Genomic DNA, 13,125 nt, shown 5'->3' on the forward strand with positions numbered 1-13,125 from the left:
CTTTTGCCGCCGGGTGGTATTTTTATCGTTAGCAGCCAAACTTACCTGTGTGTTGTCGTTCAGAAAAGAAGGATGCTATGAAAATTACATTATTAATGACGCTGCTTTTTGGTCTGATTTTTTTAACTACCGTCGGTGCTGCCGAGAAGACTTTAACCCCGCAACAACAGCGTATGACCACCTGCAATCAGCAGGCAACGGCGCAGACCTTAAAAGGGGATGCGCGTAAGACATATATGAGTGATTGCCTGAAAAACAGTAAATCTGCGCCGGAGGAAAAGAGCCTGACGCCGCAGCAGCAAAAAATGCGTGAATGTAACGTTAAGGCGACGGAGCAGTCTCTGAAAGGTGATGATCGTAATAAATTTATGAGCGCTTGCCTGAAGAAATCTGCGTAGCACTTACGGGTGAGCAGGTAAAATCGCTCACCCGAAATATCATACTTCCGCCACCAGACCCCTTCCTATAATTTGGGAAATTTGTTTCAGAATATTCCCAAATACAATGAATGATGAAAACTTTTATCAAAAGAAGGTCGTCCCGAATGAAGCATTTTTATCGCTTCATCAAAATGACCACCAACGTTCCGGTCTGCGATTCGCCCGACGAATCAGGCTGCCGCGAGCGGTGGGTTTGGGGGGAATGTTTTTCCCTATCGCGTCGGTATTAGTTGCTCAGCCCATTACCGGTGGCTGGTGGCTATTACTGGTGGGATGGGCGTTTGTCTGGCCGCATTTGGCCTGGCAGTTGGCCAGCAAAGCCGACGATCCTCTGCATAGCGAATTTACCAACTTAAAAGCCGATGCCATTCTTGCCGGTATGTGGATAGGGATTATGGGCGTAAACCTGTTGCCATCCACGGCGCTGCTGATGATTATCTGCATCAACCTGATGGGCGCAGGCGGGATGCGAATATTCATCGCAGGCGCCGTTTTGATGATGGTTTCATGCCTGGTGACGTTACAGTTAACCGATATCTCCGTCGCTTTTAGCAGTACTCAACTTAGCGTGCTATTGACGCTGCCGGTGCTGGTGATTTATCCGCTGCTGTTTGCCTGGGTCAGCTACCAGACGGTCATCAAGCTGGCGGAACATAAACGCCGTTTACAGGTGATGAGTACGCGAGATGGCATGACTGGGGTGTACAACCGCCGCCATTGGGAACTGTTACTGCGTAATGAATTTGATAATTGCCGCCGTTACCAGCGTGACGCCACGTTACTGATTATCGATATCGACCATTTTAAGAGCATTAATGATACCTGGGGTCATGACGTTGGGGATCAAGCGATTGTCGCGCTGACCCGCCAGTTGCAGATGACCTTACGCGGTAGCGACGTGATCGGGCGCTTTGGCGGTGATGAGTTTGCGGTGATTATGTGCGGCACGCCGGCAACCAGCGCGATTGCGGCGATGTCTCGCGTTCACGAACGACTTGGCCAACTGCGTTTATCCTGCGCGCCGCAGGTTGCTCTGCGGATCAGCGTGGGCGTTGCGCCGCTGACCGCAGAAACCGAGCATTATCGAGAATGGTTAAAGTCGGCGGATATGGCGCTCTACAAAGCAAAGAATTCCGGACGTAACCGCACTGAGGCGGCGGCCTGACGTCCGGCGGTGTTAACTCAGGAGCGGCTGAGTTTTTCCGACTGCTCCATGCACTTAATCATCGCTTCAATCACTGATGAACGGAAACCACGTTCTTCCAGGACGCGTACCGCTTCAATGGTGGTTCCGCCAGGCGAGCACACCATATCCTTCAGTTCTCCGGGATGTTTACCCGTATCCAGCACCATCTTTGCCGACCCCATTACTGCCTGCGCCGCGAATTTATAAGCTTGCGCGCGAGGCATGCCACCCTGCACGGCGGCGTCCGCCATTGCTTCAATAAACATAAAGACATAGGCCGGTGCTGAACCACTGACGCCAACGACCGGATGAATCATTGCCTCCGCAATGACTTCCGCTTCGCCAAAGCAGCGGAAGATATTCAGCACGTCGGCGGTGTCTTCTGGCGTGACTAAGGCGTTCGGCGTGACGGAGGTCATTCCGGCATTCACCAGTGACGGCGTGTTTGGCATCGCGCGAATGATTTTACGGTCATGGCCCAGCGCGCGGGCGAGCTGATCGAGGGTGACGCCAGCGGCAATCGAGACGACCAGGGAGTCTTTGTTCAGGCTGGAGGTAATTTCGCTCAGCACTTTAATCATGATGCCTGGTTTTACGGCCCCAAAAACGATGTCAGCGATTTGCGCGACCTCTTGCGCAGACTGCGCCGCATTAATACCGTACTGGTCGTGCAATGCAGCGACTTTATCGGGGGAAGGGGTGTAGACCCAGATTTGTCCGGGGAGAACCTGGCCGCTGGCGATCATGCCGCCAAGTATCGCTTTGCCCATATTACCGCAGCCGATAAAACCGATTTTCTTGTCCATTTTGTCACTCCCTATGCGTGATATTCATTGTTTTACCTGGGAAAGCTAAGCTTAGCGCGGATTGAATATGTGCAGAAGGATAAACAGCACTTTGCCTGCAAGTAAAAGCACGCGACAATGTGCAACTGCACATCAGTGGGGAGAAATTATGACAATATGGGTGGATGCCGATGCGTGTCCGAATGTGATTAAAGATATTTTGTACCGCGCTTCTGAGCGCATGCAGATGCCGCTTATTTTGGTAGCAAACCAGAGTTTGCGCGTCCCGTCTTCGCGGTTTATCCGCACATTACGTGTTCCCGCCGGGTTTGACGTGGCGGATAACGAGATTGTGCGCCAGTGTAGTGCCGGTGATTTAGTGATAACAGCGGATATCCCGCTGGCGGCAGAAGTCATTGAAAAAGGTGCGGCGGCGCTTAATCCGCGCGGTGAACGTTATACCGAAGCCACGATCCGTGAGCGTCTGATGATGCGTGATTTTATGGATACGCTACGCGCCAGCGGTATTCAGACCGGCGGGCCGGACAGCCTTTCACCACGAGACAGGCAGCATTTTGCTGCTGAGCTTGATAAGTGGTGGCTGGAAGTACAGCGCAGAAAATAAAACGTGTAATTTATTATTTACACTTTATTCATGGTGAATTCTTGTTATAGTAGGGGTTAATAGGTATCGCTACCCTGTATGTAATTTTTTCTTTACGTTTTGGCGATGTACTAGTTTGGTGATATGATTATATCTTTAACCGCATCAGATCCCGCTCGCTCGCGGCTCCCTGGGGAATTTCTGTAATGACGCAACCTCTTTATCTTGTCGGCCCCCGGGGGTGTGGTAAGACAACTACCGGTATGGCGCTGGCGAAGGCTATCGATTTCCAGTTTGTCGATACCGATCGCTGGTTGCAATCGCACGTGCAGATGACCGTGGCGGAGATCGTCGAAAGGGAAGGATGGGAAGGGTTTCGTGCCCAGGAGACGAGCGCTCTGCAGGCCGTCACAGCCCCGGCGACGGTTGTTGCGACCGGCGGCGGCATCATTCTTACCGAATTTAATCGTCATTACATGCGCAGCCACGGCGTGGTTATCTATTTAAGCGCACCGGTATCAGTACTGGTTGATCGTCTGGAGGCCACGCCTGAAGAGGGATTGCGCCCAACCTTAACCGGTAAGCCGTTGACTGAAGAGGTGCAGGAAGTGCTCGCCCAGCGCGATGTTCTGTACCGTGAAGCTGCGCACTACATCGTTGATGCCACCCATAAACCTGCGCAGGTGGTGGAAGACATTCTTGAGATACTGGCGCAGGCAGCGCCACGGTTACAGGGCGGTGTCTATACTTAATGTTCATCCAGTGAAAAGGAAGAACTATGCCGACAAAACCACCTTACCCGCGTCAAGCGACCATTGTTACGGTTGAAAAGGGGACGCCAGGCCAGACGGTAACCTGGTATCAACTTCGAGCCGATCACCCTAAACCGAATACGCTGATCAGTGAGCATCCTTCTGCGCAGGAAGCCATGGATGCCAAAAAACGCTACGAAGACCCCGATAAAACCTGATATTAAGCACCGTCCTGGCACGAGTCTGAAAAGTGTCAGGACGGGCGTTCATCACATTTTCTTAATTTCGCCGTATACCGTTAAAATTGAAAATTAAGCAATAACAATCCAGTACCGGAATGATTTGGAATCTTTACACAATACACCGCCGATCAGCTGCTACGCTTTTGAGCATTTGTAGCGCAGGTCAGCGCCCGGCACTTGCCCGGGATTTCACAGCAAAGTAAGAAGATGGTGGAGCAACAAATGAGTGCGTCGTTGGCTATCCTCACGATTGGCGTGGTGCCGATGTGTGAGGTGTTACCGCTCCTGACGGAATATATCGATGAACAGCACATTACTCACCACAGTCTGCTTGGACAGATGCGGCGAGAAGATGTGATGGCTGAGTACGGCGTTTCGCCCGGTGACGAGCCTTTATTAACGCTGCTCAGCGACCACCAACTTGCGCATGTCTCACGCCAGAAGGTAGAGCGCTCGTTGCAAAGTATCGTGGAGGTGCTGGATAACCAGGGCTTTGACGTGATCCTGCTGATGAGTACCGCCTCAATCGCTCGCCTGACCGCCCGCAATAGCATTCTATTGGAGCCGTTACGTATTATCCCCCCGCTGGTGGCCTCGATTGTCGATGGGCATCAGGTCGGGGTTATTGTCCCCGTCACCGAATTGCTCAAAGCCCAGACGCAAAAATGGCAGGTGTTACAAACTCCACCAGTGTATGCCGTGGCGAATCCGATCGAAGGTACCGAACAACAATTGATTGATGCCGGGAAAGAACTGCTGGAGCAAGGCGCGGATGTGATCATGCTGGATTGTCTGGGGTTCAATCAACGCCATCGAGATTTACTGCAAAAATCGCTGGATGTCCCGGTTCTTCTGTCTAATGTGTTGATTGCCCGACTGGCTTCGGAGCTGTTGGCGTAATTTTGCGTGACAGGTGGAACGTCAGCCCCCTATATTGGTTCTCAACTTAATCACGAGATAGGGCCAGTTGTATGCTTCAAAGTAATGAATACTTTTCCGGCAAAGTAAAATCGATCGGTTTTACCAGCAGCAGTACTGGCCGCGCCAGTGTTGGCGTGATGGCTGAAGGCGAATATACCTTTAGTACTGCGGCGCCTGAAGAGATGACTGTCGTTAGCGGCGCACTGAACGTGCTGCTGCCGGGGGAAACTGAGTGGAAGGTGTATGCCGCAGGGGACGTGTTCAACGTACCGGGCAACAGTGAGTTTCATCTGCAGGTGGCAGAGCCAACATCCTATCTTTGCCGCTATCTGTAAGCATAGAAATGACGAATGGCGACATTATGCCGCCATTCGGTAAGTACGGCTTAACGTTGCGCTTCGCCGCCTAATCCTTCCACCAGACTTTTAATCAGCGCCGCCAGTTCACCCGTCATCAGGATGAAATCGGCATCAAAACGCTGAGCATAATCTTCGCGGTCAATATCTTCGTTCTGATCGCGCAGCTCGTCGCTAAACTTCAAACGCTTAATAGAGCCGTCGTCACACATCACGAACTGAATGCGCTGCTGCCAGTCTAGGGCCAGTTTGGTGACCAGTTTGCCCGCTTCGATATGCACGGCGATTTCGTCGCAGACCAGATCCTGCTTTTTCGCGCGGATCACGCCGCCGTCTTCAAGGATCGCTTTTAGTTCAGCTTCATCCAGTAACTGGAATCCCTGTGCCGTTGTACCGGAACGAACCCATTCGGTCAGCGTCAGCTCAATGGGGTTTTCCATCGTCAGCGGAACGACCGGCAGCGAACCGAGACTCTTACGCAGCAGCGCCAGCGTATCTTCGGCTTTCTTCGCACTCGCGCAATCAACCATGATCAGATCGTTGACGGTATCGATCCACATCATCGTCTGGCTGAAACGGCTAAAGGCGCGCGGCAGCAATGAGTGCAGAACTTCATCTTTCAGCGAGTCTTTTTCGGTCTTCTTGAGTTTGCGACCTTGCTCAGCTTCCAGTTTGAAAATTTTGGCTTCCAGCGCCTGTTTAATAACCGGCGACGGCAGAATTTTTTCTTCTTTGCGGGCGCAGATAATAATTTGGCCATTGGCGGTATGCGTTAATGCATCGCTATGCGATCCCATCGGCGGAACCCAGCCCATTTTTGCCATATCCTGGCTACCGCAAGGGGTGAACGTCATTGATGCCAGCTGTTTTTCCATCTCTTCGGCACGCAAAGAAACATCGCGGCTAAGACGGTAAACCATTAAATTTTTGAACCACAGCATGATAATTTCCACGGCCTTGTCGTTAAATCCAGCGGGCATGATAGCGAATTGTCGCTATGCTTGCATTGTTAATCGGGAAGAGGAGCAAACAGTGCGTATAGGTATCGATTTAGGCGGTACGAAAACGGAAGTTATCGCGCTTGGCGATGCAGGCGAACAGCTTTTTCGCCATCGCCTGCCCACGCCGCGTGATGATTATCGGCAAACGATAGAAACCATCGCCGCGCTGGTGGAGATGGCGGAAAAGGCCACCGGGCAGTCGGGAACCGTTGGGATGGGCATTCCCGGTTCAATTTCGCCCTACACCGGAGTGGTGAAGAATGCCAACTCGACCTGGCTTAACGGGCAACCTTTTGACAAAGACCTGAGTACGCGTCTGAATCGCGAAGTGCGGCTGGCAAATGATGCCAACTGCCTGGCGGTTTCTGAAGCCGTTGATGGTGCAGCGGCGGGGGCGCAAACCGTGTTTGCGGTGATTATCGGTACAGGATGTGGCGCTGGAGTGGCGCTGAACGGCCGGGCGCACACGGGCGGCAACGGTACTGCGGGCGAGTGGGGGCATAATCCGCTGCCGTGGATGGACGAAGACGAACTGCGTTATCGGCAGGAAGTGCCCTGCTATTGCGGCAAGCAAGGCTGTATTGAAACCTTCATTTCCGGAACCGGTTTTGCCACCGACTACCAGCGCCTGAGCAGTAAGTCGCTCAAGGGCAGTGAAATTATCAGTCTTGTTAATGCCCGGGATGCCCAGGCGGAACAGGCGTTGAGTCGGTACGAGCTGCGTCTGGCGAAATCACTGGCACATGTGGTGAATATTCTCGATCCGGACGTAATCGTGCTGGGCGGCGGAATGAGTAATGTCGACCGACTGTATCAAAACGTGCCAACGTTGATTAAACAGTTTGTCTTTGGCGGCGAGTGCGAAACGCCTCTACGCAAGGCGCTGCACGGTGACTCCAGCGGTGTGCGCGGCGCGGCCTGGTTGTGGCCGCAGGAGTAATATTCGCGTTGCCGGGTAGCGCGGAGGCTATCCGGCAGCGGGAGTCATCCGGGATACGCTGCGCTTCAGGCGACCGTAGAGCAGCAGCGACGACATTGCAGAAAACGACAGCAGCGCCGCCGGCAACGTCACGTAGTTGTAGGCAAAGCCCAGCGTCAGCATCATACCACCGCACCAGGCGCCAATCGCGCTGCCGAGATTAAAGGCAATTTGCCCCCCAGCCGCACCCAGCAGCTCACCCCCTTTAGCATTTTGCAGCAGCAAAATTTGCAGCGGCGCCGACAGGGCAAACAGGCCCGCGCAGCAAATAAAGGCGAAGATCAGCGACGCGGCTTTGATCCCGCCAAAGGCAAAGAGCAGCAGCAGAGCCAGCACAATTACAAAGTCGGTTATTACCGCAATACGCAGCGGCGTATAGCGGCCAGAAAGGCGACCGCTCAGCAGATTTCCCAACACCATCCCCAATCCCACCAGCATCATGATGAAGGTCATCAGCGCTTCGGAAAAGCCGGAGATGAACATCATGTACGGTTTGACGTAGCTGAACCAGGCGAAAACCCCGGCGTTACCAAACATGGTGGCGGAAAAGATGAGCCACGGGGCGGGGGTTTTCAAAAAGTGAAATTGTTCGCGCAGTTTCCCTTTTGCTTCATCGCTGATGTTGGGTACCCAAAAAGTTATCGAGACCATCACGGCGATATTAAAGACGGCTATCAGCAGAAACGTGTAGCGCCAGCTAAATTCCTGGCTCAGCCAGGTGCCGATGGGAATGCCAATCAGATTAGCAACGGTCATACCCGAAACCATGCCCGCGACGGCGGCGGTGACTTTTCCCGGACGGGCCAGCTTCGACAGGATAATCGCGCCAACGCCAAAAAACGCGCCGTGTGGAAAGCCGGAAACCAGCCTGCCCACCGCCAACATTAAATATGAGGACGAGAGGGTGAAGATGGCGTTGCCGATCACGCACAGCGTGACCAGAAACAGCAGAATGTGCTTGAGCGAAAAACGATTGGAAAAGAGCGCAATAATAGGCGCGCCCAGCACCACGCCAAAGGCGTAAAACGAAATCATATGGCCAGCGGCAGGGATGGAAATTCCCACGTCCCGCGCCAGCTCGGTGAGTACACCCATGATGCCAAACTCGGCCATGCCCAGCCCAAATGTCCCCAGAGCTAAAGAGAAAATGACTTTTTTCATACCACCTGCCAACAAGAAAGACGCACGATATGCGCCATAGCGGCGAACGTTCGCCGCCAATAGAGATAGCTTGCGGATAAGCGAAGTGGAATGCCATTTCATATCCGTCTTTGTGTATTCACGATCGTGCTATGTGCCGTGCCGGATAGCGCTGGCGCATATCCGGCCTCCAGGTGCTGAGCTGCTATCAGGCATCAACTGCAAACATTTTATCGAGTTTGCTGTAGCCCAGTCCGTTGATTTTTTTGACCTTTATCTGCACCGGAATGCGTTCTTTCATCGCTTCAACGTGGCTGATGACACCAATGGTTTTGCCAGTGGCGTTGAGCGCATCGAGCGCATCCAGGGCGGTATCCAGCGTTTCGCTGTCCAACGTGCCGAAACCTTCGTCGAGGAACAGGGAGTCAATTCGCGTTTTGTGGCTGACCAGATCGGACAACGCCAGCGCCAGCGCCAGACTCACGAGGAAGCTCTCGCCGCCGGAAAGCGTACGCGTGTCACGCACGGCATCGGCCTGCCAGGTATCAACCACTTCCAGCTCCAGCGCTTCGCTGGCCTTGCGCTGCAACAGATAGCGACCGTGCAGACGGGTCAACTGGTTGTTGGCAAGCCAGACCAGATTATCCAGCGTCAGCCCCTGGGCAAACTTGCGGAATTTATCTCCCTCTTTCGAGCCGATCAGCGCGTTCAGATAGCCCCAGTCTTCGACCTGCTGTGCGACTTTCGTAATCTCGAGCATCAGCGCCTGCTGCTGCTGGCGGTTTTCACCATCCTGCTTGAGCTGCTGGCGAATTTCGCCCTGACGAGTGGTGTTCTCTCGTAGCTGCTGGGTGAGTTGCGCCAGCGCGTCGTGAAGATGTTGCACGGTGAGCGTGAGATCCACCCCGGTTGGTAGCTGTTGTTGTTGAGTCGCCAGCGCCTGCTGCGCCTGATTAAGCAGCGTTTGCGCCTGCTGTCGCTGGCCTTCCAGTGATTGCTTCAATTGTTCAAGGCGGTTAAAGGTCTCTTCATCCAGCAGGGCGGCAACAAAGGCGTCGCGATCGGCAAAGATGCTGGCCTGCAATGCGGTATCAAACTGCGCCTGAATTTCTGCAGCGCGCTGAACGTCCTGCGCCTCCTGCTGCTGTAAGGTTTGCCACTGCCCCTGTAAAGAGAGGCAATCGTCGTGCACCTGCCGCCAGTTTTCCAGCGACAGATTCTCAATGTTTTCACCAAGCGCATCGGTTTCAGGCAGCGTTTCCAGCACCGGCGCAAGCTGGGCGATTCGGGCCTGTAATTCAGTCAGTTCGTTCTGGCGCTGCTGCCACATTTGCGCTTCGTTCGCCCGTTCGCTCAGCCATGAGGCGACTTCAGCCTCGGTCGGAAGGGACAGACCATGACGGGCCAGCTCGGCGGTTAACGTTGCCTGACGCTGGTCAATATGCTGCTGGAGCTGAGTAATCTGCTCTGTGTGTGCGGTGATTTGCGCTTGCAGGGTATGACGCAGACTCAGTTGGTGAAGCTGCTGCTCGTGCTCTTCCTGGGCGGCAAGCCACGGGGCGATGTCATCCTGCGGTTGCAGCGTCACGTTGAGGCTGGCGGTGACGGTCCGCCACTCTTGAGTAAGTGCTTGCTCTTCCTGAGAAAGCGTTTGTACTTCGCGTTCATCGCGCTGAAGTTGCTGGGTTATCGCCTCAAGTTGACCGCGTAGCGTTGACCCCTCATCGGCTAGCGTTTTGACCTCTTTTTCCAGCGCTCCACGCCGTGTCTGATTCACACTCAGTTCGAGCGTTTGATAGCGCTCAATCGCCGGGTGCGTGGTGGAGCCGCAAAGTGGGCAAGGCATGCCGGATTGCAATAGTGCCCGCTGGCTTTCCAGATCTTTGATCCGGGCTTCCTGCTCGCAAATGATTCTCACATCGGCAAGCTGCTGATTTTTATCTTTATAGCGCTGACGCTTTTCTGTAAGCACCGCATTGCGCTGGGCCAGCTCCTGCTGACGCTGCACAAGCGTGGCGCGTAGCTGCGCCAGTTGCTTTTGCTTCGGGGCGATTTGCCCATGCAGATTACTCAGCCGCTGGCGTAACGGACGAAGCTGCACATGTTGCGCCAGCGCTTCCGTTACCTGTTGTGCCGAAAGGGTCAGCGTGGGAAGCGCCAGCGCATCAAGCTTGCGCGTGTCGTTCTCCCGCAACTGCTGCCACTGGCGCAGTTGGGCGCTGGCGTCGGACTGTTGGGCCAGCAGCGCTTTCCATCCTGCCAGTTCGCTACTCCACAAACGGAAGCGGTCATGTTCCTTCAACCAGTCGGTTAACGTTTGCTGTCCGGCGAGCATAGCGGCTGACTGCGTTTGTGCCTGCTGACGAATACGTCCGCGCAGCGCTAAGCTGCTTTGTAAGCGAGCATTCACTTCCTGAATCTTCTGTCGCGTACGGTCAATCGTAGCCGTTTGTTCCTGGATTCGCTCCCAGTGTGGGCGTAACGCTCTGGCTGGGAGTGCCAGACTCAGCGCCGCCAGTTGCGGCTGCGCCTCTTCCTGCGCCTGAAGTGCAGCCTGTAATGCCTGCTGGTGGCGGTTTATCTCCGCCTGTAGCTCATTTTGCCGCATGAGCCAGTTGAGGTGCTGCTGCTGGGCTTGTTGGCAGGTAAGATATTGTTTTTCTTCGTCAGTAAGTACCTGCAAACTTTCTGTCAGGGATTGCAGCTGTTCTGGCGCTAACAGCGCAACACCGCTGGCCTGGGCCTGCAGTTTTTCCAGTTCCGTACGCGCTGATTTGTGCTTTTCAAATACCATGGCGGAGATTTGGCCGTAGATCTCAGTGCCGGTCAGTTCTTCCAGCAGCTCGGCGCGTTCTTTCGGTTTGGCATTGAGAAATGCGGCAAACTGCCCCTGAGACAGCAGCATCGAACGGGTAAAACGTCCGTAATCCAGCCCGGTAAGCTCGGCGGTCATCTCCAGCTTATCTTTGACCTTATCGGCGAGGATTTTACCGTCGGAGCAGCGGGCCAGCTCTACGCGAGGGACCTGCAGATTGCCCTCCGGCTGATTGCGTGCCCGGTTCTGGCTCCAGAATGCGCGGTAGGCTTCGCCCCGCACCTCAAACTCGACCTCGGCCAGACACTCCACGGTGTCGCGGGTCATCAGGTCGTTTTGCGACTGTGACACGGTATTCAGGCGCGGCGTTTCGTGGTACAGCGCAAGGCAAATTGCGTCCAGCAGGGTCGTTTTCCCCGCGCCCGTTGGCCCGGTGATAGCGAACAACCCGTTGCTGGCAAACGGTTCTGCCGTAAAATCGACTTTCCATTCTCCCTTCAGGGAGTTGAGGTTTTTCAGGCGCAGGCTGAGAATTTTCATGCTTCAGCCTCCCCGGCAAGCGTTTGTAAGGTTGCGCTAAACAGCTGGTTAAGCCGCTCACGCTGCGGTTGTTCGAGTTCTTCCAGCGCCAGGCGGCGGTCAAAAACCTCTGCCACGCTCAGCTCGCTTAACGTTTCACGTCGTTCATTGGCCATAATGCGTTCGCGCTGTTCCCGACTGCGGCGCACCAGTAGCACTTCTACCGGTAAATCTTCGGTTAAGGCCTGGATCTTACGTTGCATATCATGCAGGTAGTCGTCGGTGGTGATTTCAATATCCAGCCACACCGGTGGCTCTTGCTGCACGCCGCGCCACTGCTCAAGCTGGGTAGTAATGGCGGCTAAATCGCCTTTCAGTACCGCAAGCTGCTGCGTAACCGGCACGGTGAGATTTTCAACGGCGCTGAGTTTCCCCGCGTCAAAGCTCACCAGATGTACACATTTGCTTTTGCCGCACTCGTCAAAACTGAGGGCAATCGGCGAGCCGCAGTAGCGAATATGTTCCGTGCCGCCGATAACCTGCGCCCGGTGAATATGTCCCAGCGCGATGTAGTCTGCCGGTGGGAAGTTTTGCGCCGGGAAGGCGTCCAGCGTACCGATATAAATGTCACGTACGGCGTCGCTTTTACTGGCTCCGACGGTGGTCAAATGCCCGGTCGCAATGATGGGAAGATTGAGGTCGCCGCGCAGCGTGCAGGCATCCTGATACTGCTGCTGATAATAGTCGGTGATTGCGCCCAGTAAATGCTGCTGTTTTTCTTGTCCTGTCAGCCCGGCCTGGCTGGTGATGATGTCGCGCGGACGTAAAAAAGGCACCGGACACAGGATCGCCCCCGGTGTACCGTCGCGTAGCGGCAGTATCTGCGGCCCATGGCCAGCGCTGGCAATCACCGTTGTGTTGAGAAACGCCAGAATATCGCGGGATTCATTGAGCGTGGCGACGGAGTCGTGGTTGCCTGCCAGCACCACCAGATGACAGCCGGTTTGCTGCAGATTGACGACAAAACGGTTATACAGCTCACGGGCATAGCTAGGCGGTGAGCCGGTATCGAAAATGTCGCCTGCCACAATAATGGCATCCACCTGCTGGGATTGTGCCGTTTCCAGCAGCCAGTCGAGAAAGGCCTGATGCTCGGCGGCGCGGCTCTTGCTGTAGAAATTTTGGCCCAGATGCCAGTCAGACGTGTGAAGGATGCGCATAAGAGTTCCATGACGGTAAAACAATGGCGGGGATTATAACCCTTCACGAGTGGGAATATCTTGTCTCCGGGCTGTCATAATTCGCCGGGCTGCGTTAAACCTGGACTATCTTTTCATAAATCTGTCATAAAACTGACGCATAATGGCACTGTATTGATGGCAAAC

The 13,125-nt window shown here is 54.4% G+C and carries 13 protein-coding genes; 8 read left to right on the plus strand and 5 right to left on the minus strand.

The window, feature by feature from the left end; translation table 11 throughout:
* Positions 1-77 precede the first annotated feature (77 nt).
* Both psiF and adrA read left to right on the plus strand, forming a co-directional pair.
* Positions 78-398: a phosphate starvation-inducible protein PsiF gene (gene psiF, locus B9P82_RS15700; RefSeq protein WP_003830956.1), complete on the plus strand. Its 321-nt coding sequence runs from the start codon at positions 78-80 to the stop codon at positions 396-398.
* A 91-nt stretch (positions 399-489) separates the two neighbouring features.
* Positions 490-1,605 (plus strand): diguanylate cyclase AdrA, encoded by a 1,116-nt coding sequence (gene adrA / locus B9P82_RS15705; protein WP_088583121.1) that lies wholly within the window; start codon positions 490-492, stop codon positions 1,603-1,605.
* Between the two features lie 17 nt (positions 1,606-1,622).
* On the opposite strand, the gene proC is transcribed toward adrA, so the two are convergent.
* Positions 1,623-2,432, minus strand: a complete 810-nt coding sequence (gene proC / locus B9P82_RS15710) for a pyrroline-5-carboxylate reductase (protein WP_016152005.1) — start codon at positions 2,430-2,432, stop codon at positions 1,623-1,625.
* A 148-nt stretch (positions 2,433-2,580) separates the two neighbouring features.
* Between proC and B9P82_RS15715 the strand changes: the two genes are divergently transcribed.
* From B9P82_RS15715 to ppnP, 5 genes are all read left to right on the plus strand, one after another.
* Positions 2,581-3,036: a YaiI/YqxD family protein gene (locus B9P82_RS15715; RefSeq protein ID WP_016155837.1), complete on the plus strand. Its 456-nt coding sequence runs from the start codon at positions 2,581-2,583 to the stop codon at positions 3,034-3,036.
* 185 nt (positions 3,037-3,221) lie between these two features.
* Positions 3,222-3,767, plus strand: a complete 546-nt coding sequence (gene aroL, locus B9P82_RS15720; protein ID WP_016155838.1) for a shikimate kinase AroL — start codon at positions 3,222-3,224, stop codon at positions 3,765-3,767.
* Between the two features lie 26 nt (positions 3,768-3,793).
* Positions 3,794-3,985 (plus strand): protein YaiA, encoded by a 192-nt coding sequence (gene yaiA / locus B9P82_RS15725; protein ID WP_016152008.1) that lies wholly within the window; start codon positions 3,794-3,796, stop codon positions 3,983-3,985.
* A 246-nt stretch (positions 3,986-4,231) separates the two neighbouring features.
* On the plus strand, positions 4,232-4,909 hold the full coding sequence (locus tag B9P82_RS15730) for an AroM family protein (protein ID WP_016155840.1): 678 nt from the start codon (positions 4,232-4,234) through the stop codon (positions 4,907-4,909).
* A gap of 71 nt (positions 4,910-4,980) precedes the next feature.
* Positions 4,981-5,265 carry a pyrimidine/purine nucleoside phosphorylase gene (gene ppnP, locus B9P82_RS15735; protein WP_016152010.1) on the plus strand — a complete coding sequence of 95 codons (285 nt, stop codon included), beginning with the start codon at positions 4,981-4,983 and terminating at the stop codon, positions 5,263-5,265.
* A gap of 50 nt (positions 5,266-5,315) precedes the next feature.
* Here the strand turns inward: ppnP and rdgC are convergent, their stop codons facing one another.
* The gene (gene rdgC, locus B9P82_RS15740) at positions 5,316-6,227 is read right to left on the minus strand and encodes a recombination-associated protein RdgC (RefSeq protein ID WP_003021479.1); all 912 of its coding nucleotides are present in this window, start codon (positions 6,225-6,227) and stop codon (positions 5,316-5,318) included.
* Between the two features lie 91 nt (positions 6,228-6,318).
* Here rdgC and mak point away from each other — a divergent pair, with 91 nt between their 5' ends.
* Entirely contained in the window at positions 6,319-7,227 is a 909-nt protein-coding gene (gene mak, locus B9P82_RS15745; protein WP_101700607.1) for a fructokinase, read from the plus strand.
* 27 nt (positions 7,228-7,254) lie between these two features.
* On the opposite strand, the gene araJ is transcribed toward mak, so the two are convergent.
* The 3 genes from araJ to sbcD form a co-directional block, all read right to left on the minus strand.
* On the minus strand, positions 7,255-8,427 hold the full coding sequence (gene araJ, locus B9P82_RS15750) for an MFS transporter AraJ (RefSeq protein WP_047416924.1): 1,173 nt from the start codon (positions 8,425-8,427) through the stop codon (positions 7,255-7,257).
* A gap of 187 nt (positions 8,428-8,614) precedes the next feature.
* The gene (gene sbcC, locus B9P82_RS15755; RefSeq protein ID WP_101700608.1) at positions 8,615-11,761 is read right to left on the minus strand and encodes an exonuclease subunit SbcC; all 3,147 of its coding nucleotides are present in this window, start codon (positions 11,759-11,761) and stop codon (positions 8,615-8,617) included.
* A complete protein-coding gene (gene sbcD, locus B9P82_RS15760; protein WP_101700609.1) occupies positions 11,758-12,960 on the minus strand; it encodes an exonuclease subunit SbcD in 1,203 nt (400 codons plus the stop codon). The genes sbcC and sbcD overlap by 4 nt, the downstream gene beginning before the upstream one ends.
* Between the last annotated feature and the right edge of the window lie 165 nt (positions 12,961-13,125).

Source organism: Citrobacter sp. L55, assembly GCF_002850715.1.
Lineage (GTDB): Bacteria > Pseudomonadota > Gammaproteobacteria > Enterobacterales > Enterobacteriaceae > Citrobacter > Citrobacter braakii.

What these genes read in the sequence shown, in the direction of transcription:
- psiF (WP_003830956.1), top strand. Translation starts at nt 78, where the DNA reads ATGAAAATTACATTATTAATGACGCTGCTTTTTGGTCTGATTTTTTTA.
- B9P82_RS15715 (WP_016155837.1), top strand. Translation starts at nt 2,581, where the DNA reads ATGACAATATGGGTGGATGCCGATGCGTGTCCGAATGTGATTAAAGAT.
- rdgC (WP_003021479.1), bottom strand. Translation starts at nt 6,227, where the DNA reads ATGCTGTGGTTCAAAAATTTAATGGTTTACCGTCTTAGCCGCGATGTT.
- yaiA (WP_016152008.1), top strand. Translation starts at nt 3,794, where the DNA reads ATGCCGACAAAACCACCTTACCCGCGTCAAGCGACCATTGTTACGGTT.
- araJ (WP_047416924.1), bottom strand. Translation starts at nt 8,427, where the DNA reads ATGAAAAAAGTCATTTTCTCTTTAGCTCTGGGGACATTTGGGCTGGGC.
- sbcD (WP_101700609.1), bottom strand. Translation starts at nt 12,960, where the DNA reads ATGCGCATCCTTCACACGTCTGACTGGCATCTGGGCCAAAATTTCTAC.
- proC (WP_016152005.1), bottom strand. Translation starts at nt 2,432, where the DNA reads ATGGACAAGAAAATCGGTTTTATCGGCTGCGGTAATATGGGCAAAGCG.
- aroL (WP_016155838.1), top strand. Translation starts at nt 3,222, where the DNA reads ATGACGCAACCTCTTTATCTTGTCGGCCCCCGGGGGTGTGGTAAGACA.
- sbcC (WP_101700608.1), bottom strand. Translation starts at nt 11,761, where the DNA reads ATGAAAATTCTCAGCCTGCGCCTGAAAAACCTCAACTCCCTGAAGGGA.
- B9P82_RS15730 (WP_016155840.1), top strand. Translation starts at nt 4,232, where the DNA reads ATGAGTGCGTCGTTGGCTATCCTCACGATTGGCGTGGTGCCGATGTGT.
- ppnP (WP_016152010.1), top strand. Translation starts at nt 4,981, where the DNA reads ATGCTTCAAAGTAATGAATACTTTTCCGGCAAAGTAAAATCGATCGGT.